The sequence below is a fragment of the Rhizobium sp. KNZ14-9A genome, assembly GCF_056755015.1.
On sequence record NZ_JBPGXB010000002.1, the window covers coordinates 1,609,163 to 1,628,808 of the forward strand.

Consider the following 19,646-nt stretch of genomic DNA (forward strand, 5'->3'; position numbering starts at 1 on the left):
AGGGCGTGGTCATTTTTCGAGGCGGGCGAGCAGAGAAGACGTATCCCACCTGTTACCGCCGAGCGCCTGGACATCGCCGTAGAACTGGTCGACGAGGGCCGTCAGCGGCAGCTTGGCGCCATTGTTGCGAGCTTCGGTCAGCACAATGCCGAGATCCTTGCGCATCCAGTCGACGGCAAAGCCGAAATCGTATTTGCCCTGGTTCATGGTCTTGTGACGGTTTTCCATCTGCCAGGAGCCGGCCGCCCCCTTGGAGATGACGTCGACCACCTTTTCGATATCGAGCCCCGCGCGCTTGCCGAAATGCACGGCTTCGGCAAGGCCCTGGACGATGCCGGCGATGCAGATCTGGTTCATCATCTTGGTCAGTTGGCCGGAGCCGGCTGGCCCCATGAGTCCGACCATGCGGGCATAGGCGTCGATAACAGGTTTTGCCTTTTCGAAGACAGCCTCATCGCCGCCGCACATGACGGTCAACGCGCCGTTTTCAGCACCAGCCTGACCGCCGGAGACGGGAGCGTCGATGAAGTCGACGCCCTTTGCCTTGGCGGCTTCGTAGAGTTCGCGGGCGACTTCGGCGCTGGCCGTGGTGTTGTCGATCAGCACCGCGCCGCGCTTCATGGTCTTCAGCACGCCGTTTTCACCTGTAGTCACCTGGCGGAGATCGTCGTCATTGCCGACGCAGACGAAGACGAAATCGCAGCCGTCGGCGGCTTCCGCAGGGGTAGGGGCGGACTTTCCCGAGAACTTTTCCGCCCAGGCGGCGGCTTTTTCGGCCGTGCGGTTATAGACGGTGACATCGTGGCCGCCCTTTGTCTTCAGATGTCCCGCCATCGGGAAACCCATGACGCCGAGACCGATGAAAGCGACTTTCGCCATATGCTGTTCTCCATGACCGCTTGCAAACTGGTTTCGAGAATTAGCGGAAACGGGGGGCGGCGGAAAGCCAAGAGGACGGGTTAGAAGGCCTACCTTGGAACAAAATTTCTCCGAGCCTGACAAAACGGGGTCGGGAAAGTTTCAGATATCACGAATATGATAAATTTCTTTGTCGATCTAATTTATAGACTAAATCATCATCAATCTATCGAAACGGACCGGCCAGCGCAGCAGGAGCGCGGGCCTGCCAGAAATAGGGGATAGCGATGATCACACGTCGACAGACGCTCGGGCTTTTCGGAGCCGCAGCCGCCACGGCCATTCTGCCGTCCGTCAAGCCGGCCCGTGCCGCAGCAACGGAATTTCGCATCGGCTGGCAGAAGAACGGCGTGCTGGCACTCGCCAAGCGTCGCGGCGCCTTGGAAAAGCGGCTTGCCGATCAGGGCATCACTGTGAGCTGGTCGGAATTCACCTCCGGCCCGCCGCTGCTCGAAGCGCTCGGCGCCGGCGCACTCGATTTTGGCGCGACGGGTGACGTGCCGCCGCTCTTTGCTCAGGCGGCAGGCGGTGCGCTCTATTATGTCGGCATCTATCGCGGCAGCCCGGCGGGCTCGGCCATCCTCGTTCGCAAGGATTCGCCGATCAAGACGCTGGAAGACCTAAAGGGCAGGAAGGTTGCCTTCAAGCGCGGTTCAAGCGCTCATAACGTAACGGTCAAAGTCTTGCGTAAGGCGGGGCTGGCGCCGCAAGATGTGCAGCAGATCGATCTCGCGCCGCCGGATGCGGCAGCTGCCTTCAAGAATGGCAGCATCGATGCCTGGTCGATCTGGGATCCCTATCTCGCCATCGCGGAAGCCGATCCCGATACGCGCATCCTGACGACGGCGGAAGGTATCGTCGATTCCTACAGCTTCTTCCTCGCCAACAAGGATTTCACAGACGAGAACGGCACGGTCATCGTCAACGTGCTGGACGAGCTCGCCAAGGTCGGCCGCTCGGCGCAGGACAATCTCGATGCGACGATCAAGGAGCTCTCGGAAATAACAGGTGTTCCCGCCGAAGTAACGCGGATGACGCTGCAGCGCCCCGGCGCCGATCTCGGCAGCGTGACGACGGTGAGCGATGCGGCAGCCTCCTATCAGCAGGCGCTGGCCGACGAGTTCTACAATCTCGGTATCGTGCCGAAGAAGCTGACCACCGGCGATATCGTCTGGCGCCCGAAGGCAAGCTGATAGCCGCCGGGCGAGCTGACCAAGGCAGCCGCCGAGGTAGCTGACTTCGTCAGCACCCGGGCATCTGATAGCCGCCGGACGGAGGATCTCTCCTGCAGCTTGGGGTGGGCGCTGGGGCAGGGTCCTACGACCGCGGCATGGGAGCGTACCCATGCCGCGGAACCGGGGAAAATTATTCTCCTGACCGAGTTAGAATAGCAAATTGATATTGTCGATCTAATTGGTCGTCTATGTCAGTATCTCCGCATGATCAGGCGCGACCGGTTCGCGACATTGGTTCGCAGCAGGGAACGGCCGAAAGCCACCAGAACGGAGAAGAGATTTCATGTTCACTCGCAGACAGACGCTCGGCCTTTTCGGCGCTGCGGCCGCCGCCACCATCCTGCCGCAGGTTCGCTCCGCAAAGGCTGCGGCCACGACGCTTCGCATCGGCTGGCAGAAGTTCGGCGTGCTGCCACTCGCCAAGGCCTCGGGCGCGCTGGAAAAGCGGCTTGAGGCCAAGGGCGTCAGCGTCGAGTGGAATGAGTTCACGTCAGGCCCGCCGCTGCTCGAGGCTGTCGGCGCCGGCGCACTGGATTTCGGCGTCTCTGGCGATGTGCCGCCGCTCTTTGCTCAGGCGGCCGGTGGCGATCTTCTCTATGTCGGCGCCTATCGGGGACCTGCCGCCTTCCACGGGCTTCTCGTCCAGAAGGATTCGCCGATCCAGAAACTCGAGGATCTGAAGGGTAAGAAAATTGCCTATAAGCGTGGCTCCAGCGCTCATAATTTTGCGCTCAAGGTGCTCGCCAAGGCCCGGCTTTCGCTTGCCGATATTACCGAAGTCGATCTGCCGCCGCCGGATGCGGGAGCGGCCTTCAAGACCGGCAGCATCGATGCCTGGGCGATCTGGGACCCGTTCTTTGCGGTGGCCGAAGCCGATCCGCAGACGCGGGTGCTGACGACCTCCGAAGGCCTGCTCGACAACTGGGGCTATTTCCTCGGCAACGGTACCTTTACCGGCGCCAATCCCGAAGTGATCGTCGATGTGATCGACGAGCTCGCCAAGGTCGGCGCGGCCGCCCAGGCCAATCTTGACGACACGGTGAAGGCGCTGGCCCAGATCACCGGCGTACCCGCCGATATCACCCGAGTCACGCTCACCCGCAGCCAGGCCGACCTCGGCAAGATCTCTCTCGTGCCGGATGCCGCGCTCACCTATCAGCAGGCGCTCGCCGATGATTTCTACAAGCTCAAGATCGTGCCGAAGCAGCTCAAGGTCAGCGATATCGTCTGGCACCCGAAGGCGAGCTGACAGCCGCCGGGCGAGCTGACAGCCGCACCGCCGATTTCAGACAGTTATAAGAAAGGAATGCGCTCATGACCGCTTCATCCGACCCGATCAATTTCCTCTGGTTCATCCCGACTTCAGGTGACGGCACCTATCTCGGTTCCACCGATCTCAACCGCGCACCGGAGATCGGCTATCTGACGCAAATCGCCCAGGCGGTCGACCGTCTCGGCTATTCCGGCGTGCTGCTGCCGACCGGTGTCGCCTGCGAGGAATCCTTCGTCATGGCCTCGGCGCTGGCAGCGCGGACCGAGAAGCTGCAGTTCCTGGTGGCGATCCGCCCGGGTACTGCGTCACCCGCCTATTATGCCCGCCTTGCCACCACGCTCGACCGCATCTCCAACGGCCGCCTGCTGCTCAATATCGTCGTTGGTGGCAGCCCCGCCGAGCTTGCCGGCGACGGCATCCATCTGGAGCACGACGAGCGCTACGCCCATGCCGACGAGTTCTTTCATGTCTTCGAAGAACTGCTCGAAAAGGGTGTCGCCAGCTATGACGGCAAGTACATCAAGGCGACCGATGCCCGCCTCGGCTTCCCCTCGGTGCAGTCGCCGCGCCCGCCGCTCTATTTCGGCGGTTCTTCGGATGCCGGCATCGATTTCGCCGTCGGCCGCGTCGACAAGTACCTGACCTGGGGTGAACCGCCGGCACAGGTTGCCGAAAAGGTTCAGAAAGTGCGCGCTGCCGCTGCCGGCAAGGGCCGCGACGTCTCCTTCGGCATCCGCCTGCACTTCATCGTTCGCGAGACGGACGAAGAGGCATGGGAAGCCGCTGACCGCCTGATCCGCCATCTCGATGACGAGACGATCGCCGAAGCGCAGGAGCGTTTCGTCAAGGAATCCGACTCCGTCGGCCAGAAGCGCATGGCAGCCCTCCATGGCGGGCGCCGCGACAAGCTTGAAGTGTCACCGAACCTCTGGGCCGGTATCGGCCTGGTGCGCGCCGGTGCGGGTACTGCGCTCGTCGGCTCACCGAAAACGGTGGCTGCTCGTCTCAGGGAATATCAGGACGTTGGCATCGATACGGTCATCGGCTCCGGCTATCCGCACCTGGAAGAGGCCTATCGCGTCGCCGAACTGCTCTTCCCGGAACTCGGCATCAGCAGGGACGAACAGCGCTTGAGCTTCAACAACGAGTTCGGCCGCAAGAAGGTTTTTGCCGGCGGTAGCCATGGCGGCAACCTGAAGGTCGTTTCCGGCTCCTGATAGGGGCCGCTTTTCCCAACGCAGTTCCGGACACGAAGCCCCGCACAGCTTTGCCGGAATTGTTCAGAACCGAAGCGCGAGGAAGATATCCATGTCGACTTTCGATACGCCGTTTGCGCGGGCTGCCGCCGAGACGCGCAAGGGTAGGGCGGGTTTCCGCCTGCCGCTGCCCGGCCGCGACAAGCTGCTGCCCTATCTGGTGCCGGTTGCGATCGTCGCACTCTGGCAGCTTGGCTGTTCTGTCGGCTGGATTTCCTCGCGCATCATGCCGTCTCCGGCCGATGTCGCCTCTGCCTTCTGGACGACGACGATCTCGGGGCAATTGCCTGAGGACGTTATGGTCAGCGCGGCGCGGGCCTTTGCCGGCCTTCTGGTCGGCGGCTCGATCGGCTTCCTGCTCGGCATTGCCAATGGCGTGTCGAAACTCTCGGAGCAGCTGACGGATACGACGCTGCAGATGCTACGCACCATTCCGCATCTGGCGATGATCCCGCTCGTCATCCTCTGGTTCGGCATCGGTGAGGAATCGAAGCTGTTCCTCACCTCGCTCGGCGTGCTCTTTCCCGTCTATCTCAACACCTATCATGGCGTGCGCAATGTCGATCGCGACCTGATCGAGATGGGCAAGGTCTATGGCATGAGCGGCTGGACGCTGTTCCGCAAGGTGATCTTCCCCGGCGCGCTGCCGTCGATCTTCGTCGGGCTGCGTTATGCGCTCGGCATCATGTGGCTGACGCTGATCGTCTCGGAATCGATTGCCGCATCCTCGGGCATCGGCCACATGGCCAACAATGCCCGCGAATTCATGATGACCGATGTCGTGGTGCTGGCGCTCGTCATCTATGCCGTGCTCGGCAAGCTCGCCGATGTCGTCGCCCGCGCGCTGGAGCGTCAGACGCTCAAGTGGAACCCGGCTTACGCCAAGTAGGAGTTGAAGCCATGACCGTTGTCACGCACGAACGTTTTCATGCCGCCGAAGCTGTAGAATTCTCCGAGAACCAGCCGGTTGCCGCCGGTGAAGGCGCTGCTGCCATCACACTTTCCGGTCTCGAAAAGAGCTTTGGCGCCAACCGGGTGCTGCGCGGCATCAATCTGCATATTCCGGCCGGCCAGTTCGTCGCCGTTATCGGCAAGAGCGGCTGTGGCAAGAGCACGCTGCTGCGCATCCTGATGGGCCTCGATGAACCTACGTCGGGCGATCTACACTTCGAAGGTGCTGATGGCAGCGAGACGCATCCGAATGCTCGCATTGTCTTCCAGGAACCGCGCCTCTTGCCCTGGCTCAGCGTCGCCGACAATGTCGTCGTCGGTCTCGGCGAAGGCGTCGAGAAGAAGCGTGCGCGTGAGGAAGCCCAGGCTGTGCTTGATGAAGTGCAGCTTGCCGAAAAGGCAGGCGAATGGCCGGCACGCCTCTCCGGCGGCCAGCGTCAGCGTGTGGCGCTCGCCCGCGCGCTCGTCAGCAAGCCGGGCATTCTGGCGCTCGATGAACCGCTCGGCGCGCTGGATGCGCTCACTCGCATCAGCATGCAGCAATTGCTGAACCGCGTCTGGCGCGAACTCGGATGCACCACTGTGCTCGTCACCCATGATGTCAGCGAAGCCGTGCATCTCGCCGACCGGGTGATCGTACTGGAAGAGGGCCGCATCGCGCTTGATCTCGCCATTCCCTATCCGCACCCGCGCCGCCACGGCAATCCGGCGTTGGCGGAGCTCGAAGGGCGGCTGCTGTCGGCGATCCTCGGTAGCGATGGCGGGCATTAGGCTCGCCATTCGTCGCCTTCCGGAAGGCAGCCACCTGAATGCCGGCAAGTGACATTGCGTCGCTGCGATGGCGCGAGGCGAGACGCGAGGGCGGATCATCCGCTAGATAAGAGCAGGTTCGCATCATCGCGATACCTGGCATTCAATCAGAGCGGATCACTCCCATGACCATTCAACTCTATGGCTTCTGGCGCTCAAACGCGGCTTTTCGTGTCCGCGTCGCGCTTGCCCTGAAGAAACTGCCTTTCGAGGAAATCGAAATCGATATTCTCTCCGGGCGTCAGTTCGATGCTGCTTATGCCGAAGTGAACGCCGAACATGTCGTGCCCACCCTGGTTCACGATGGCCATCGCGTCTTTCAATCGCTGGCGATCATGGAATATCTCGACGATATCCATCCGCAGCCGCGCTTGATGCCCGAGGATGCCAGGGAGAAAGCCTATGCTCGGTCGCTGGCGCTGGTCGCCGTCGCCGATGCCCACCCGCTGATCGTGCCGCGCGTGCGCAAACATCTCGGCCAGGCATTCGGCGCAGATGCATCCGCGATCGAGACATGGTGCCGGCATTGGACGACGGAGGGACTTGCGACCTACGAGCGCCTGCTCACCCGGCGCCCGCCGGCACCGTTTGCGCTCGGAGAGGCCCCCGGCATTGCCGATATCTGCATCGCCGGCCAGATCGTCATGGCCGATCTCAATAAGATCGACCTATCGGCCTTTCCGTCCCTGGCGGCTCTCGGGACGCGCTGTTTCGACCTTCCGGAATTTGCGCAGGCCCATCCTTCTCGGCAGGCCGGCTACTCGAACGCTCATTAGCAAGGCGGGCGCCCGCTATTCCTGCGGCCGGAACTCGTCCGGCAGGTTTTCCTTGTAGGGGTAGAACTTGAAATAGGGCAGCGCCTCTTTCAGTCCGCGGGCGAAGGAGGGGCGCTCCAGCAGACGGCGGTAATAGGCTTCGATGCCCGGGCGCTTCTCGGTGAAGGGCACCAGCGTGCGGGCGTAGAAGAGGGCGGGTGCCGCGGCGCAGTCGGCCATGGTGAAGGCGTCGCCGGTGATCCAGGCTTTGCCGTCGATCTGCTTTTCCACCATATCATAGGCGAGAGACAGCATGGCGCGCGCTTCATTGACGCCGTGCGGATCGGCCGAGCCTTCCGGGCGTATCCGGTCTATGACGATCTTCTGCATCGGCACCTGCACATAGAGATCGAAGAAGCGGTCCCAGAGGCGGACCTGCAGGCCGGCATTGGTTTCCTCCGGCACGAGTGAAACAGGGCCGGGATAGTGCCGGTCCAGATATTCGATGATGATGCTGGTTTCGGGAATCGTGCTGTCGCGCGTCTCGTCGCGCAGGATGGGGATCTTGCCGACGGGCCAGAAACGCAGAAGGTCGGCGCTCGATTGCTCGTCGGCGAGATCGACGAAGCGGTTTTCGAAGGGCGTCCCATTTTCGTAGAGAGCGATCAGCACCTTGTGGCAGAAGGAGGCAAGCGGATGCTGGTAGAGAACGAGCGCCATGCATTGACCTTTCCTGAAGAGATCAGGTCAAGAAATTAGCAAGGCGCCCGTAAAATGCCAGATGGCACGTTCAGCCGTTATGACGCGCCGTCACCAGATGGCCGGGGCTCGGCCGCCCCTCCTGCATGCGCACGTTGATCTCCATCATCTCGATGAGCTCGAAGCCTGTGGCGGCCAGGCGCTCGCGGATATAGGTCTCGGTGTGGATGAAGCGCTGGTGCGGGCCGACCATATAGGCGCGACCGTCTGCCAGCCTTTCGGGCAGGGTTTCCGAGGAGAAGATGAAGATGCCGCCGGCATTCATGTTCTCTGCAGCGCCGAAGAACAACGGCTCCAGCGCGCCGAGATAGGGCAGCACGTCAGTCGCGGTGATCAGATCGAAAGGATCCTCTTCATTGTCGTCGAGGAAATCCTCGACCTCGGCAACGAAGAGCGTCTCATAGACTTCCTTCTCATCGGCGATGACGACCATATTCTCGGAGATATCGATGCCGATCATCTCCTCGCAGAGGTCATTCAGCGCGCTGCCGGTCAGGCCCGTGCCGCAACCAAGATCAAGCATGCGCTTGAAGGGGCCGAGCTTCAGGTCCTGCAGGCGCTGGCGCACGAGCATCGGCACATGGTAGCCGAGCTGTTCCACCAGCACATCCTCGAAGACTTCGGCATGCTGATCGAAGAGAGTTTCGACATAGGCGTCCGGCGCTCGAACAGGCGTTTCGCCGCGGCCCATGGAGGCAATGCGCACAGCCGCGCCGCCGTGATCGTCGGGATCGATGGCCAGGACTTCCTGATAGGCTTCCACGGCCGCATCGATGTCACCGGCTTTTTCAAGCGCAAGAGCGCGGTTATAGGCTTCCGCGAGAGCCTCTTCGTCGATCTTCTTTTTGTTCATGCGGGCGTTTTAGAGCCCACAGCTTACCATCGCAACTGCAATTTCAGTGCAATATGAATTCGCCCTTAAGGGAGCGCCACTCCGTTGCCGAAATGAGCCTGCGGTGAATGTAACGCACCGAATGCAGCGGCCCATCCAGTTTCTCCTGCCAGAACTTCAGGAAACCATGCATTTCCGGAAAGTCCGGTGCGAGGTCGTAGTCCTGCCAGATATAGGTCTGAAGAAAGGCCGGATGATCCGGCATGCGGTAGAGGATCTGGGCCGTCGTCAGCCCGTAACCCTTAAGCTGCTTTTCCATGTCCTTGTGCATATTGTCTCACTTCTTCTTGTTCCCACTCTGCGCTTATTAGCGCTGCATGATATGAGATCATGTCGTGGTTAACGGAAGCTTGACAGATATCGCATAAAAGCGCTATTTGTTTTTGATTTCAATAACTTGGCAGCAGCGATAGGAGAGTGCTGCCAAGTCTCTTCAGCGCTTCAGGTGGCGCGTCAGGCGGCGCTCGATCCAGCCCCAGAGGTGGCGCAAGGCTTCCACGATCGTGAGATAGAAGATCGCCGCCCACAGATAGGTCTGGTAGTCGAAGGTACGCGAGAAGGCATAACGCGTCTCGCCCATCAGGTCGAGCACGGTGATGATGGCAACGACCGCCGAGCCCTTGATCAGCAGGATGATCTCGTTGCCATAGGGGCGCAGCGCCACGATGAAGGCCTGCGGCAGGATGATCTTGCGGAAAGCGATGATGCGGTGGATGCCGAGTGCATCGGCCGCCTCGCGCTGGCCATATGGCACGCTTTCAATGGCGCCGCGCAGGATTTCCGCCTGATAGGCCGCGGTATTGATGGTCATAGCGAAGACGCCGCAAAACCAGGCATCGCGGAAGAACCACCAGAGACCGACCGCTTCCAGCTGCGGCCGGAACGCACCGAGGCCGTAATAGACCAGGAATAGCTGGGCCAGCAGCGGCGTGCCGCGGAAGAAATAGATGTAGCCGTAGGCGAGCCAGTTCAGCACGCGATTTTTTGACATGCGCGCCATGGCGAGCGGCAGAGACAGCACGGCGCCGCAGACGACCGAAATGCCCACAATGCTGAGCGTCATCCACAGGCCGTGCAGATAACGCGGCCCGTAGCGGGTGAACTTCTCCGGATCCCAGCCATTGATGACGGTGTAGATCAGGAGTGCGGCAAGCAGCGCCCAGAAGGCCACGAATATATTGCCGGCGAGGCGTGAGGCCGTCATCGGCTTTGCCACGGCGCGGGGTGCCGGCTGCGGGGGGATCAATGTTTCAGCGTAGCTCATCGACGGACCTCCGAGCGCTTGGCCCAGCGGTCGACATAGACGAGCAGGAAGGAGGAAAGGATGGCCAGCGCCAGATAGAGACAGCAGGCCAGGCCATAGAAGAAGAAGGGCTCCTTGGTCACGCGCACGGCGACACTCGTCTGGCGCAGGATATCGGCAAGGCTGATGATCGACACATAGGACGTGTCCTTCAGCAGCACCATCCAGAGATTCGTGAGGCCGGGCAGGGCGATGCGAACGAGCTGCGGCAAGACGATGAGGCGCAGCGTGCGGCCGCGATGCAGGCCGAGCGCGTCTCCCGCTTCATACTGCCCCTTGGGAATGGCGCGGAAGGCCGAGAGCAGCACTTCCGAGCAATAGGCGGAAAAGACGACCGACAGCGCGATGACGCCAGCAAAGAAGGCGTTGATTTCGACCGGCGGGCCGCTATAGCCGGCGAGATCCAGCAGATACTGGATGAGGATCTGCATGCCGTAATAGATGATGAAGAGCGTCAGAAGCTCCGGCAGGCCGCGGAAGATCGTGGTGTAGACGCCGGCCGCCAGCCGCAGCGATTTCTCTTCCGATTGCTGGCCGAGCGCGACCAGAAAACCGATGACGAGACCGATCGGCAAGGTGACGACCGCCACCGAAACGGTGACCTGCAGGCCGAGTGCGATCTCGTCGCCCCAGCCGGTATCGCCACAGGCAAGAATTGTCGACGGCGCTAACCAGGTGAAGATGCCAACGGGCCCGCACAGTGGATCGACGATGTGCACAATCAGGCTCCAGAAGGAGCCAAGCGCGGAAAATAATCCGCCCATGCCAGAATTCCCCTCACGGCTTTTGCCGTTTTGATATTGCCACCTTTGTCAAACAAAAATGGCGGAAGAGCAAGCCTTCCGCCATCATCTTCATCGGCCAGATAGCGAATTTATCATTCGCCGTAAACGTCGAAATCGAAGTACTTTTCCTGGATCTTCTTGTACTCACCGCTGGCGCGGATCGCGGCGATTGCGGTGTTCAGCTTTTCCTTCAGCGGATCGCCCTTGCGGATGGCGATACCTGCGCCGTTGCCGTTGATTTCCTTGTCGACCGGCAGGGTCGTCAGGATCTTGCAGCAGGAGCCGGCATCCGACTTGACCCATTCGGAGAGAACGACGACGTCGTCGATGACGGCATCGACGCGGCCGCTGGAAACGTCGAGCTTGTACTCGTCAGCCGTCGGGTAGAGCTTCAGTTCGGTGTCGGCGAGATGCTTCTCGGCGTAGTTGGCATGGGTCGTGGAGGTCTGCGCGCCGATCACCTTGCCCTTGAGGCCGGCAACATCGGTGATCGTGGAGTCCTTCGGCACGGCGATTGCCGGCGGGGTGTTGTAATACTTGTTGGAGAAGTCGACGAGCTTGAGGCGCTCAGGCGTGATCGACATGGAAGAGACGATCATGTCGAACTTCTTGGCGTTCAGAGCCGGGATGATGCCGTCCCAGTCAGTGGACACGAAGGAGCATTCGGCCTTCATCTGGGCGCAGAGTGCCTTGGCGACATCGATGTCGAAGCCCTGAATGGTGCCACTGGCGTCGACGAATTCGAAAGGCGGATAGGTCGAGTCCGTGCCGATCACATATTTTTCGCCGTCGGCAAGCGCCGCGCCGGCGAAGAGAGACATTGCCGCCATCGAGGCAGCAGCAAGGAGCTTGGTGGAAATGCGCATGAGGATCCTCTCTGTTGGTGGCTCCGGGCCTTTTTGTTGTTCGCCGGAGGCCGCACACTTCGACGGTGCCACCACCGTCTTGCGGCGATAATCAAACCTTTTCTCACAAAATTGCAACAGGAATCCCGCCGCAATTGTGCGCTGCAACCGGCAGCCAGCGTGCGAGCCGACATGAACGAGGACCGACCGCCACGTTCAGGCGAGGTTAATGCGTGCCTTCCTAGCTTCCGGAACAAATCGGCATTTTAGCGCTTTGAGTTTCGCGTGGTGCACAAAAAGCCGTGATTGCGGGGCAGTGAGCCCCGGTCGAAGTCAAAACAAGGACGAGGAAACCCCATATGGGCATGAAATCCAGACTGTTTGCGAGCGCGGCCTTTCCGCTGCTTTCCCTTGCCTTCGTAGTGCCGCCGGTAGGCGCTTACGCCGCAGTCGGCGGGGTTCAGCATGGCGCTGCCGGCACTGTTGCCAATACCGCCGTTGGGGGCAGCTACGAGGTAGCGCAGGACGCACCTTCCGAAGAGGAGCTCCTGAAAAAGAAGAAGCAGGCAGAAGAGCAGCAACAGCAGCAGGAGGCGCCAGCCGAGAAGCCGCAGAAGCGCGAAGCGCCCGCCGAAAGCGCTCCGGAACCGGAACAGAAGCCCAAGCGCCAGCGCGAGCCCGAACCGCAGGCAGAGCCGCAAGCCCAGGCACCCGCGGCCGAGGAGCCCGCACGTCCACGCCGCCAGCGCGAAGCCCAGCCCGAACAGGCAGCACCCGACCAGCAGGCTCCTGCCGCCGAGGAACCGCAGCGGCCGCGCCGCCAGAAGCAGGCACAGCCGGAACAGCAGGCCGAGCCGCAAGCTCAGCAGCCGCAGGCGGAGCAGCCCCCGGCAGAGCAGCCGAAGCGCCAGCGCGATCGCAAGCAGAATGCCGAGCAGGCCGCTCCTGACTCGCAGCAGCCGGCTGTCGAAGCGCCGGCCGCCGGCGAGGCGAATCAGCCTGCTGAAAAACCGCGCCAGCGCCCGCAGCGCCAGAAGACGGAAACGACAGAGCAGCCCGCGGAGCAGAGCACGGAACAGCCGGCGGAGCAGCAGGGCGGCAAGCGGCCAGCCGGCGGCAAGCGTCCCGCGGCAACCGAGCAGCAGGCAGCACCTTCCGGTGAGGCACCCGTCCCAGCCGGAAAGCCCGCAACGGCCGAACAGCCGACAGGCGAGAAGCCCGTCCCGGCGGAAAAGCCTGCGACAGCCGAAAAGCCCGCTGCAACTGAAACGCCGGCAACCGCTGAAAAGCCTGCCGCTGGCGAACCGCCCGCCAATGGTCAGCAGGCTGTCCAGCCCGTACCCGGCCAGCAGCCTGAACAGCCTGCCGCCATCGTGCCGCAGCCTGGCGAACAGCCGGCAGCCGTAGCGCCGCAGCAGGCCGAACAGTCCATTCCCGCGCCTGAAAAGGTCACGCCGCAGGAGCTGGAGCGCCGCAAGGAGATCGCCCAGGATCCTGCCAAGAGTAGCGAGACCATCGTCCTGCCGGTTGAGAATGGTGCCGCTGTTCTGGACAGCGACAAGGATGCGGACCGCAGCCAGGGCCGGCAGGGCCGTCGCGACCGAGACCGCCAGCGCGCCGACAGCCAGGATTTCAAGCTGCCGACCTCGGATGCCGAGGCTCAGTCGCTGAGCGCCACCCAACAGCGTGCGCCGGTGCAGATCGAGGCCATCACGCGTGAAGAAGGTCGGCGCATCGACCGCCGTCCCCAGTTCGCCCAGCCTGATGGCGTGCGTTACGGCGAACGCACGGACGACAGCCGCGTCATCATCCAGTTCGGCGACCGCACCATTGTTCGCAGCGACGACGACCGCCGCTTCCTGCGCGATGGCGAACGGCCGAGCTATGAGGAGCTTTCGGGCGACCGCTACCGCGAAACGATCATGCGGCCCGAAGGCTATCGCATCGTGACGATCCGCAACCGCTACGGCGACATCATCCAGCGCTCGCGCGTCGATGCCCGCGGCCGGGAAGAGGTGCTCTATTATTCGCCCGAGCTCTACGAGGATCCGGACCGTGATTACTTCGAGGATCCGGGTGCCGACCTGCCGCCGATGCGCCTGCGCGTGCCGCTAAACGACTATATCATCGACACCAGCACCGATCCGGACCGTGACTATTACGAGTTCCTGAGCGAGCCGCCCGTCGAACCGGTCGAACGCGTATATTCGCTGAACGAGGTGAAATATTCCGCCCGTATCCGCGACAAGGTGCGCCGCATCGACCTGGATACGGTGACCTTTGCGACCGGCAGTGCGGAAATCCCGATGACCCAGGCCCGCACGCTGCGCAAGGTGGCCGATGCGATCAACGAAGTGCTCGACAAGAACAAGAGCGAGACCTTCCTGATTGAAGGCCACACGGATGCGGTGGGTTCTGACCAGAGCAACCTGATTCTGTCTGACCAGCGCGCGGAATCGGTCGCCAACGTACTGACGGATGTCTATGGCATCCCGCCGGAGAACCTTGCGACTCAGGGTTATGGCGAGCGCTATCTGAAGGTGAATACAGCAGGACCGAACCAGGAGAACCGGCGCGTGACCATTCGCCGAGTGACGCCGCTGGTGCGGCCTGTGGCACAGAACAGGTAAGCCAGTACCTGGAATTTTATGAGGAGGGCGGGGTCCGTGAGGGCCTCGCCCTTTTTATTTTGTGATGGCGATGATGGGAGGAGGTGGCCCGAAGGGTCGGATGAGGGGTCGCAGGTAAAACAAATGCGGTCTTCACTATCCGCTCAGACGTTCGCTCACGCCGGTTGGGGAGACGGAGGAGCCCCAAGATCAACCGTGCGCGCAACAAAATCCGCAATCGCGATCGTGTCATTGAGATCAAACAAGGCGAGCCCTGCAGCATCCTCGACCTCGTGATCCGCCGCAATCGCCACGATATGCCGATCCTCGGGCGCCAGCGGATCGCGCCTCGCAGCCTCCAGCCGCCGCGCCTCGATCTTCGGGATCGGCTCGCGCTTGTAGCCCTCGATCAGCACCAGATCGCAGGGCGCAAGCCGCGCCAATATCTCCTCGAAGCTCGGCTCCGGGGCGCCGCGCAACTCGTGCATGATGGCGTAGCGGGTGCCCGAGACGATCGTCACCTCATGTGCGCCGGCCTGGCGGTGGCGGTAGCTGTCGGCGCCGACCTTGTCGATGTCGAAATCGTGGTGGGCGTGTTTGATGGTGGAGATGCGATAGCCGCGGCGGGTGAATTCCTCGACGAGGCGCACCGCAAGGCCCGTCTTGCCGGAATTCTTCCAGCCGGCGATGCCGAAGATTTTCTGTGTCATCCGCCCATCTTCTTTCATGTGCCCATCTTTTTCATGCACGAAGTGCCTTCAGCCAGCGTTCGGCCTCCATTAAATCATCCGGCGTGTTGATGTTAAAGAAGGGATCGAGAACGCTGGCGCGGGTCGGATGCAGCGGGAAGGAGACTTCCGTTACGTCATGACGCAAGAGGAAGTCGCGAACACGGCGCTTCTCGTCCATCCTGACCCATTCTTCCAGATCGCCCGCGAGCGCCGTCGGCCAAAGGCCGAAGACCGGATGGCTGCGGCCTTCCGAGGCAGCAATGGCGATCTGTTCGGGATGGCTTACCGCACCCGCAAGCCGGCTAACGAGATCGGCCGGGAAGAAGGGGCAATCGACGGAAACGGTGACGACATGGGTGGCGGGCAGGCCGGCGCCATACATCATCGCCGCATGAATCCCGGCCATCGGCCCCGCCTTGCCGGGAATACGGTCGGAAACAACGGGCAGGTCGTGTCCGTCGGCCGCATCGGCATTGACGGCGATCTGTGCCGTCTGCGGCGAGAGGCGGGCCAGAACATGGGAGAGCAGGCTGCGGCCGCCGAGCGTGACGCCCGCCTTGTCGCGGCCCATGCGCGATGAGCGCCCGCCGGCCAGCACGACGCCGGGAATGGTCGATTGGTCGAGCACGAAGTCAGTCATGGCGATACCTCGGACTATCACACGGGCGAGCGGGGCGCCGATTCCTGCGCGACCGGCGGCACGTGGCGCTTGGCCTCACGATAGAACGTATAGAGGCCGGAGGCGATAACGATGGCAGCGCCCACCAGCGTCCAGAAATCAGGCAGTTCGGCAAAGAAGAAGAAACCGAGCAAAGAAGAGAAGATCAGGCTCGTATAACGGAAGGGTGCCACGAAGGAGATCTCGCCGGTACGCATGGCGAGGATGACCGACTGGTAGCCGACGAGCACCAGCACGGAGGCAAGCAACAGATGCGTGAGCGAGGTAACGCTGACCGGTTCCCAGCCGCCGAGGAAGGGGATCATAAGCGCGCCGAAGATTGCGACCGAGACCGCCGTGACCGTCGTGATCATCAGCGAGGGAATATCCTTGCTGATGCTGCGGGTGGCGAGATCGCGCCCTGCGGTGGAGGCGACGCTGCCGACGCAGAGGAGGGCGGCGGCGGTAAAGCCTTCCGGACCGGGGCGGATGATGATCATCACGCCGATGAGGCCGACAAGGATCGCCATCCAGCGCCGCCAGCCGACCGGCTCCTTGAAGAAGAGTGCCGCGCCGAAGGTGACGACGAGCGGCAGAGACTGCAGGATCGCCGAGGCATTGGCGATCGGCATCATGCCGAGAGCGGTAATGTAGGTGACGGCGGCGATGATCTCACAGGCAATGCGCAGAGCGATGACGGGTTTGAGCATGACCCGCCAGGGCCTCAATGCGCCCAGCCTCCAGGCGATCAGATAGACGAGGATGCTGGTGAAGAGGCCACGCAGGAACATGATCTCGCCGGCATTCATGTAGGAAATGACCGATTTGGAGAGTGCGTCGCTTGAGGAAAAGCCCGCCATCGCCATGCTCATATAGATGGCGCCTTCGGTATTGCGTGATCGCGGCATGCTGGAGATTCCCTTACCTTACAAGCCCTTTTAGAAGGGAACGGACAGCAAGGGAATCGGAGGAATGCCACACCTGCAATAATTCGATGCTGCAGCGCAGCGCAACCTAGTGTAAGGGAACGCAAATCCTTGTGCAGTTGCGGCAAATATTAGAAATATAAGGATAATTCCAAAATCTTCCGGTTGCGGATTAAGGTTGTATCAACCGATTCAGCAAAATATGCGACCACTCTTCATGATGGAGGAGGCCGCCGAACCATCCGGAATGATTGCGGAGTGGACGGTACCATCAGTTTCAAGGCGCCGCGTCCATGCACTTCATCGACCGACTTCTGCAAAGCCGTCGTATCGTCACCAAGGTCCTGCTGTTCGTCATCCCGCTCGTCGTGCTGATCGCCGGTGTCGGCATCCTCGGTTACCACACGGCCAATATCCTGAACGGCCACATGACGGTGACGCGCGCGACGATCGAAAATATCTCCGATTTCGAGAACCTTCAGGCGGCACTTCAGGAGTTCATCTCCGATCCGTCGGATGCGAGCAGGGCCGGTTTCGGCAAGGCGATCGATGCCCAGGAAAGTGGCGTCGTGCGACTGAACGGCTTGCTGAAGACCGACGACCAGCGCAGCCAGCTGACCGAAGTCAGCGCCCTGGCGTCAGCCATGCGCAGACAGCAGGAGACGCTGTTGGGCCTGCGCCAGACGGAAGATGCGAGCGTTGCAGCCATTACCAGGACGGTGCAGGCGATTTCGGCTGCCGCAGAGGAAGCCGGTGGCCAGACCGATCTCGTGCGCAAGGATTTCACCGACAAGGAAGTCTTCGCCAAGGCACTGCTCTACAATTCCGCTGCCTTCAAGTCGCTGACCGATATCATGGGCGCGATGCGCGTCGACATCCAGATGGGCTTTACGCCCGAGGAGCAGATCGAGGCCGCCCAGCAGCATATTGCCGAGATCCTGAAGCAACTCGATGTCGCCAAGGCCATGGTCTCCCAGGATGGCCAGCCATTGATCGGACAGGTCGCCGAGACAGCCGGCAAGCTCGATGCGCTCTTGAAGGGCAGCGGCACACCGGATGAGAAAGCCTCCGGCATGGCGCCGCTCTTGACCGGCTTCGTCAATACCGAGGGCCAGATGACGCTGCAGTCGGCCAAGAACAGCGACACGGCGTCTGCCCGCTTCGTCAGCCTCGACAAGAGCATTGCCGAACAGCGCGAGCTTTTGACCTCGGTCGACCAGGTGCGCGACAACGCCGACCGGTTGCAGGTGCATGTCAGCCAGATGCTGAGCACACGTGATGGCGCCGCACGGGACGTGGTACTCGCAGATCTCAAGGCGCTCACCGAAACCGCCAAGAAGATCTCCGTACTCGGCGCCAATGATGCCGTCATGAAGGCGTTCGCGGACAAGGTCGCCCCGGCTGCCGTTTCGCTGACCGCTGCTTCTGCAGACATGCTGAAGGCGGCTGCAGATTGGAAGGCGGCACGCCAGCAGTCATCCGAAATCCTCTCCGGCGCAATGGCCTCGCTTCGCCAGTTCGTCAGCCAGGCTCAGGAACTCGGCAAGGAAGACAGCGAGCGTTCGGCCAATGTTTCTGTCTTTGCGATGATCCTCGGGACGCTGCTGGCGATCATCGGCGGGCTGATGCTGGTCGAAACCCTGCGCGGCCCGCTGAAGCGCGTTTCAGACGTGATGACCCGGCTTGCCAATGGCGATCTCGAAGTTGCCATCGAAGGCCGTAACCGCGGCGACGAGATTGGCGACATGGTTCGCTCGGTCGCTGTCTTCCGTGATGCGGCTGTCGAAAACGTCCGGCTCGAGAAGGAGGCCGAAAGCGCGCGGGTGCTCTCAGCCGACGAGGCGAGCCGCCGCACCGCCGAGCGCGGCCGCATCGAGGCCGAACAGAAGCAGGCGCTGAATGCTCTCTCCGACGTGCTGCAGCAGCTGGCACAAGGCAATCTGGAAATCGGCATGCGTCGCGATCTCGCCAGCGATTTCGTCGATATGGCCGATACCTACAATCATGCCGTCGAGGCACTCCGCCAGACGTTGGCCGATGTGCGCGGCGCCACCGTCGAGATCAAGGGCGGCACGGGCAACCTGGCGTCCTCGGCCGACGATCTTGCGCGCCGCACCGAACAGCAGGCGGCCGCACTCGAGGAGAGCTCGCGGGCGCTGCGGCACTTGAGCGATGTCGTGCGCTCCACCGCCGACCGCGCCAAGCAGACGGCGCAATCCGTCAACGAGACACAGGTTTTCGCGACCCGTTCCGGGGAGGTCGTCGCCAAGGCCGTCGATGCGATGGGCGAAATCAACCGGTCGTCCGAGAGGATCGCCACCATCATCGGCGTGATCGACGAGATCGCCTTCCAGACCAACCTCCTGGCGCTGAATGCGGGCGTCGAAGCAGCACGAGCAGGCGAGGCGGGCCGCGGCTTTGCGGTCGTGGCGCAGGAAGTGCGCGAACTTGCCCAGCGCTGCGCCAAGGCCGCCCGCGAGATCAAGGAGCTGATCTCGGCGAGCTCCGGCCAGGTGCAGAGCGGCGTAGAGCTTGTCGAGGAAACCGGCCAGGCGCTCGCCGAAATCATCGCCCATATCGGCGGCGTGCAGCGCCTCGTCGCCGAGATTTCGGCTGCGACAGGCGAACAGTCGACAGGCCTCCACGAGGTCAGCAAGGCGGTGCATGACGTGGAGCTCATTACCCAGCAGAATGCGGCGATGGTGGAAGAGAACAATGCCGAAATCCAGGGCCTGCGCCAGCGCGTCGACATGCTCTCGGACAAGGTCAACCGCTTCCGCACCGGTGACGAAGGCGAGGTGCATGGATATGGCCGCGCCGAGGGTCGCTGGACGGGCCGTGCTGCATAAGTCAATGCATCGGCTTGAGATCAGAAAGGGCCCGCGGTTTTCCAACCGCGGGTTTTTCTTTTGAACAATTTGGCGCCTGCGTCGTTTTCCA

The 19,646-nt window shown here is 62.0% G+C and carries 18 protein-coding genes; 8 read left to right on the plus strand and 10 right to left on the minus strand.

The window, feature by feature from the left end; genetic code table 11:
* Positions 1 to 9: 9 nt before the first annotated feature.
* Positions 10 to 879 (minus strand): NAD(P)-dependent oxidoreductase, encoded by an 870-nt coding sequence (locus ACR9ZQ_RS14440; RefSeq protein ID WP_481428146.1) that lies wholly within the window; start codon positions 877 to 879, stop codon positions 10 to 12.
* 266 nt (positions 880 to 1,145) lie between these two features.
* Here ACR9ZQ_RS14440 and ACR9ZQ_RS14445 point away from each other — a divergent pair, with 266 nt between their 5' ends.
* The 6 genes from ACR9ZQ_RS14445 to maiA all read left to right on the plus strand — a co-directional run bounded on the left by ACR9ZQ_RS14445 (position 1,146) and on the right by maiA (position 7,219).
* Positions 1,146 to 2,111, plus strand: coding sequence for an aliphatic sulfonate ABC transporter substrate-binding protein (locus ACR9ZQ_RS14445; RefSeq protein ID WP_481428147.1), 966 nt, complete (start codon positions 1,146 to 1,148; stop codon positions 2,109 to 2,111).
* 325 nt (positions 2,112 to 2,436) lie between these two features.
* Positions 2,437 to 3,402 (plus strand): aliphatic sulfonate ABC transporter substrate-binding protein, encoded by a 966-nt coding sequence (locus ACR9ZQ_RS14450; protein WP_481428148.1) that lies wholly within the window; start codon positions 2,437 to 2,439, stop codon positions 3,400 to 3,402.
* A gap of 65 nt (positions 3,403 to 3,467) precedes the next feature.
* Positions 3,468 to 4,643: an FMNH2-dependent alkanesulfonate monooxygenase gene (ssuD, locus tag ACR9ZQ_RS14455; protein ID WP_310387792.1), complete on the plus strand. Its 1,176-nt coding sequence runs from the start codon at positions 3,468 to 3,470 to the stop codon at positions 4,641 to 4,643.
* 91 nt (positions 4,644 to 4,734) lie between these two features.
* Positions 4,735 to 5,571, plus strand: a complete 837-nt coding sequence (gene ssuC, locus ACR9ZQ_RS14460) for an aliphatic sulfonate ABC transporter permease SsuC (RefSeq protein ID WP_310387790.1) — start codon at positions 4,735 to 4,737, stop codon at positions 5,569 to 5,571.
* Positions 5,572 to 5,582: 11 nt separating this feature from the next.
* Entirely contained in the window at positions 5,583 to 6,404 is an 822-nt protein-coding gene (locus tag ACR9ZQ_RS14465) for an ABC transporter ATP-binding protein (RefSeq protein ID WP_310387788.1), read from the plus strand.
* Between the two features lie 164 nt (positions 6,405 to 6,568).
* Entirely contained in the window at positions 6,569 to 7,219 is a 651-nt protein-coding gene (gene maiA, locus ACR9ZQ_RS14470) for a maleylacetoacetate isomerase (protein ID WP_310387786.1), read from the plus strand.
* A 15-nt stretch (positions 7,220 to 7,234) separates the two neighbouring features.
* Here the strand turns inward: maiA and ACR9ZQ_RS14475 are convergent, their stop codons facing one another.
* From ACR9ZQ_RS14475 to ACR9ZQ_RS14500, 6 genes are all read right to left on the minus strand, one after another.
* Complete coding sequence (locus tag ACR9ZQ_RS14475) at positions 7,235 to 7,918, minus strand: glutathione S-transferase family protein (RefSeq protein ID WP_310387784.1); 684 nt, start codon at positions 7,916 to 7,918, stop codon at positions 7,235 to 7,237.
* 70 nt (positions 7,919 to 7,988) lie between these two features.
* Complete coding sequence (locus ACR9ZQ_RS14480; protein ID WP_481428149.1) at positions 7,989 to 8,810, minus strand: class I SAM-dependent methyltransferase; 822 nt, start codon at positions 8,808 to 8,810, stop codon at positions 7,989 to 7,991.
* A gap of 43 nt (positions 8,811 to 8,853) precedes the next feature.
* Complete coding sequence (locus tag ACR9ZQ_RS14485; protein ID WP_007816277.1) at positions 8,854 to 9,120, minus strand: usg protein; 267 nt, start codon at positions 9,118 to 9,120, stop codon at positions 8,854 to 8,856.
* 162 nt (positions 9,121 to 9,282) lie between these two features.
* Positions 9,283 to 10,113, minus strand: coding sequence for an ABC transporter permease (locus ACR9ZQ_RS14490; RefSeq protein WP_113321598.1), 831 nt, complete (start codon positions 10,111 to 10,113; stop codon positions 9,283 to 9,285).
* The gene (locus ACR9ZQ_RS14495; protein WP_481428150.1) at positions 10,110 to 10,916 is read right to left on the minus strand and encodes an ABC transporter permease; all 807 of its coding nucleotides are present in this window, start codon (positions 10,914 to 10,916) and stop codon (positions 10,110 to 10,112) included. Before ACR9ZQ_RS14495 ends, ACR9ZQ_RS14490 begins: the two co-directional genes overlap by 4 nt.
* A gap of 113 nt (positions 10,917 to 11,029) precedes the next feature.
* Positions 11,030 to 11,803 (minus strand): transporter substrate-binding domain-containing protein, encoded by a 774-nt coding sequence (locus ACR9ZQ_RS14500; RefSeq protein WP_007819184.1) that lies wholly within the window; start codon positions 11,801 to 11,803, stop codon positions 11,030 to 11,032.
* A gap of 338 nt (positions 11,804 to 12,141) precedes the next feature.
* On the opposite strand from ACR9ZQ_RS14500, the gene ACR9ZQ_RS14505 reads away from it, so the two are divergent.
* Positions 12,142 to 14,412, plus strand: a complete 2,271-nt coding sequence (locus ACR9ZQ_RS14505; protein WP_481428151.1) for an OmpA family protein — start codon at positions 12,142 to 12,144, stop codon at positions 14,410 to 14,412.
* A gap of 155 nt (positions 14,413 to 14,567) precedes the next feature.
* Here ACR9ZQ_RS14505 and mobB read toward each other — a convergent pair whose 3' ends face one another.
* From mobB to ACR9ZQ_RS14520, 3 genes are read right to left on the minus strand one after another with little or no spacing between them, the layout of a single operon-like run.
* Positions 14,568 to 15,101: a molybdopterin-guanine dinucleotide biosynthesis protein B gene (gene mobB / locus ACR9ZQ_RS14510; RefSeq protein ID WP_310387773.1), complete on the minus strand. Its 534-nt coding sequence runs from the start codon at positions 15,099 to 15,101 to the stop codon at positions 14,568 to 14,570.
* A 31-nt stretch (positions 15,102 to 15,132) separates the two neighbouring features.
* Positions 15,133 to 15,762: a molybdenum cofactor guanylyltransferase MobA gene (gene mobA / locus ACR9ZQ_RS14515; RefSeq protein ID WP_310387771.1), complete on the minus strand. Its 630-nt coding sequence runs from the start codon at positions 15,760 to 15,762 to the stop codon at positions 15,133 to 15,135.
* 17 nt (positions 15,763 to 15,779) lie between these two features.
* Positions 15,780 to 16,688, minus strand: coding sequence for a DMT family transporter (locus ACR9ZQ_RS14520; RefSeq protein ID WP_481428152.1), 909 nt, complete (start codon positions 16,686 to 16,688; stop codon positions 15,780 to 15,782).
* Positions 16,689 to 16,999: 311 nt separating this feature from the next.
* On the opposite strand from ACR9ZQ_RS14520, the gene ACR9ZQ_RS14525 reads away from it, so the two are divergent.
* Positions 17,000 to 19,555 (plus strand): methyl-accepting chemotaxis protein, encoded by a 2,556-nt coding sequence (locus tag ACR9ZQ_RS14525; protein WP_481428153.1) that lies wholly within the window; start codon positions 17,000 to 17,002, stop codon positions 19,553 to 19,555.
* Positions 19,556 to 19,646: the final 91 nt, after the last annotated feature.

Coding starts and splice junctions, on each gene's coding strand:
- ACR9ZQ_RS14520 (WP_481428152.1), bottom strand. CDS start 16,688: ATGCCGCGATCACGCAATACCGAAGGCGCCATCTATATGAGCATGGCG.
- ACR9ZQ_RS14490 (WP_113321598.1), bottom strand. CDS start 10,113: ATGAGCTACGCTGAAACATTGATCCCCCCGCAGCCGGCACCCCGCGCC.
- mobB (WP_310387773.1), bottom strand. CDS start 15,101: ATGACACAGAAAATCTTCGGCATCGCCGGCTGGAAGAATTCCGGCAAG.
- ACR9ZQ_RS14500 (WP_007819184.1), bottom strand. CDS start 11,803: ATGCGCATTTCCACCAAGCTCCTTGCTGCTGCCTCGATGGCGGCAATG.
- ACR9ZQ_RS14525 (WP_481428153.1), top strand. CDS start 17,000: ATGCACTTCATCGACCGACTTCTGCAAAGCCGTCGTATCGTCACCAAG.
- ACR9ZQ_RS14480 (WP_481428149.1), bottom strand. CDS start 8,810: ATGAACAAAAAGAAGATCGACGAAGAGGCTCTCGCGGAAGCCTATAAC.
- mobA (WP_310387771.1), bottom strand. CDS start 15,762: ATGACTGACTTCGTGCTCGACCAATCGACCATTCCCGGCGTCGTGCTG.
- ssuD (WP_310387792.1), top strand. CDS start 3,468: ATGACCGCTTCATCCGACCCGATCAATTTCCTCTGGTTCATCCCGACT.
- maiA (WP_310387786.1), top strand. CDS start 6,569: ATGACCATTCAACTCTATGGCTTCTGGCGCTCAAACGCGGCTTTTCGT.
- ACR9ZQ_RS14445 (WP_481428147.1), top strand. CDS start 1,146: ATGATCACACGTCGACAGACGCTCGGGCTTTTCGGAGCCGCAGCCGCC.
- ssuC (WP_310387790.1), top strand. CDS start 4,735: ATGTCGACTTTCGATACGCCGTTTGCGCGGGCTGCCGCCGAGACGCGC.
- ACR9ZQ_RS14465 (WP_310387788.1), top strand. CDS start 5,583: ATGACCGTTGTCACGCACGAACGTTTTCATGCCGCCGAAGCTGTAGAA.
- ACR9ZQ_RS14495 (WP_481428150.1), bottom strand. CDS start 10,916: ATGGGCGGATTATTTTCCGCGCTTGGCTCCTTCTGGAGCCTGATTGTG.
- ACR9ZQ_RS14440 (WP_481428146.1), bottom strand. CDS start 879: ATGGCGAAAGTCGCTTTCATCGGTCTCGGCGTCATGGGTTTCCCGATG.
- ACR9ZQ_RS14450 (WP_481428148.1), top strand. CDS start 2,437: ATGTTCACTCGCAGACAGACGCTCGGCCTTTTCGGCGCTGCGGCCGCC.
- ACR9ZQ_RS14505 (WP_481428151.1), top strand. CDS start 12,142: ATGGGCATGAAATCCAGACTGTTTGCGAGCGCGGCCTTTCCGCTGCTT.
- ACR9ZQ_RS14475 (WP_310387784.1), bottom strand. CDS start 7,918: ATGGCGCTCGTTCTCTACCAGCATCCGCTTGCCTCCTTCTGCCACAAG.
- ACR9ZQ_RS14485 (WP_007816277.1), bottom strand. CDS start 9,120: ATGCACAAGGACATGGAAAAGCAGCTTAAGGGTTACGGGCTGACGACG.